This window comes from Sulfuricurvum sp. RIFOXYD12_FULL_44_77, assembly GCF_001830725.1.
GTDB classification, from domain to species: Bacteria; Campylobacterota; Campylobacteria; order Campylobacterales; family Sulfurimonadaceae; genus Sulfuricurvum; species Sulfuricurvum kujiense_A.
In genome coordinates, this window is record NZ_MIBU01000248.1 from 1 (window position 1) to 2,068 (window position 2,068).

Annotated in this window: 3 protein-coding genes; all 3 read left to right on the forward strand. The window is 48.2% G+C overall.

The features are described 5' to 3' along the window. Positions 1–119: 119 nt before the first annotated feature. Positions 120–473 carry a DsrE/DsrF/TusD sulfur relay family protein gene (locus A2517_RS08840; protein WP_294896186.1) on the forward strand — a complete coding sequence of 118 codons (354 nt, stop codon included), beginning with the start codon at positions 120–122 and terminating at the stop codon, positions 471–473. Positions 474–482: 9 nt separating this feature from the next. Further along, entirely contained in the window at positions 483–875 is a 393-nt protein-coding gene (locus tag A2517_RS08845) for a DUF255 domain-containing protein (protein WP_294896188.1), read from the forward strand. 3 nt (positions 876–878) lie between these two features. After that, on the forward strand, positions 879–2,068 hold a 1,190-nt coding region (locus tag A2517_RS08850), incomplete at its 3' end, for an OprD family outer membrane porin (RefSeq protein WP_294896190.1).

Below are 2,068 nucleotides of genomic sequence, written 5' to 3' on the forward strand. Positions count from 1 at the left end.
GGGATACGTCAATGCGACCAACCTCAAAGGGGGTCTTAAAGGGTGGGCAGAAGAAGGTTATCCGATTGAGACAGGCTTAGGAGTTACGTTGCTCACCAAAGAGCAATAAGGAGATTTCCATGACGACGATTATCCTAAATCACCAGCCCTATGACGGTTCCGATGTGACGTGGAATGCTCTGCGTCTGGCTAAAACCCTCCACAAAAGTGGTGAAGCTGTCAATATCTTTTTGATGAACGATGCGGTCGATCTTGCCCGTGATATTATCAAAAAGCCCGAAAGCTACGATCACGATTTGGTGGATATGCTCAAAAAGCTCTATGAGGAGGGTATAGCCCTCCAAGCCTGCGGAACCTGCAACGCACGATGCGGACTTTTTAAAAATCAACCCTATTTCGATGAAAGTGTCTCATCAACGATGCAGGTACTCGCAGAGTGGGTTATCCAAAGCGATAAAGTAGTAACATTTTAAGGAATACCCATGAAAAAAATCCTCTTAGCCCTCTTACTTATCAGCAGTTCACTCTTCGCCGAACTCGATTGGGCACCTTCGTATGAGAAGGGGTTAGAACAGGCTAAAAAAGAGCATAAAATACTAATGCTGATGTTCTCGAAAAAAACGTGCAAAATGTGCAACATTATGAAAAAAAGCGTCTATGAAAATGACGACGTAGCCGAATACGTCAAAAACTTTTTTGTCCCCGTAGAGATTGACATCGAGGTGCATCCCGACAAATACGGGTATCAAGTCTTCGGAACGCCAACCTATTATTTTTTAGATTCCAACGGCAAACAGATCGGACGGATGATGGTAGGCGGTGCCACCGCAGAGGGATTCTTACAAAAACTCAAAGAGGCAAAACAAGGTAAATAATCAATGCTCAAACGCTCACTCCTCCTATCCATGCTCCTTAGTCTTTCATCCTCCGCACAAGAGCTAGAGGATATTTTTAAAGAAGGAAAAGTGAGCGGCCAGCTTAGAGCCTTTTGGTACGACGGAGACCGCGAACTCCGCACTGACCGAACCGCACTCACCCTCGGGGGGATTTTAAGCTATAAAACAGCATCCTATAAGGGATTCAGCGGAGGGGTGTCGTTCTTTTCGAGTAACGGAGTTACCTCACTTACCGAAATGCCCGAATCGGGGCAAACCCATAATCTTAATCTCGACGGTAGTTCGATCAACACCCTCGGCGAAGCGTACCTCCAATACAGCGCTCATGACACCCTCATCCGTTACGGACGTCAGCGACTTGATCTGCCACTCGCAAACGATTATTACAACCGAATGCTCCCTAACAGCTTTGAAGCACTGAGTATCGAGAACCGATCTCTGAGCCATACCACTCTAAAAGCCGCTTACATCACGGGGTGGAAATACAAAGGCTCCGACACCTTCGTCTCTCCGACTGCCTCACTCGGGATAGATCGTGACATCGCCGTCCTCGGAGCGATCTATTCTCCGGCATCACCATGGAAAATCGAACTCTACGACACCTATGTCCGTGATGTGATGAACGCCCCCTATCTACAAATTATCAACAACACTATTTGGCGATCTTCCGATGGGACAACCTTTTCGGGAGCATTACAATATCTGAACGAACAGAGTATCGGAGACAATGCCGCAGGAGAGGTCGATACCTACCTTCTGGGGCTAAGAGGGACACTAACACAGGGGAAATGGAGTCTGAGCGCTCTCTACACCCTCATCGGTGATCAGAGCCTTTTGGGGAGCGGGGGACGGTATGAGAAGATGGGGTGGGGAGCCTTTATCACCTACACCGATCTGCAAATCGACGGAGAGAGTGAAAACGCAGGTGCGGAAGCCTGCGGAGGAGTCCTCACCTATCACCCTGATTCGACGTTCGAAATTTCAGCAAAATATATGAAAATCGATCAAGATGACAGCATCCAATCCAACCCCGCATCCCTCACCCAAAACCCCCGCCCCGATTCGGACGAATACAATATCGATGCAACCTATCAGCCACGTAAAGAGTTTCGCCTGCGGACTCGGCTAGCACGGATCGATTACGACAGCGGCAGTACGTCACTCTATCAAAA

Coding starts and splice junctions, on each gene's coding strand:
- A2517_RS08840 (WP_294896186.1), top strand. CDS start 120: ATGACGACGATTATCCTAAATCACCAGCCCTATGACGGTTCCGATGTG.
- A2517_RS08845 (WP_294896188.1), top strand. CDS start 483: ATGAAAAAAATCCTCTTAGCCCTCTTACTTATCAGCAGTTCACTCTTC.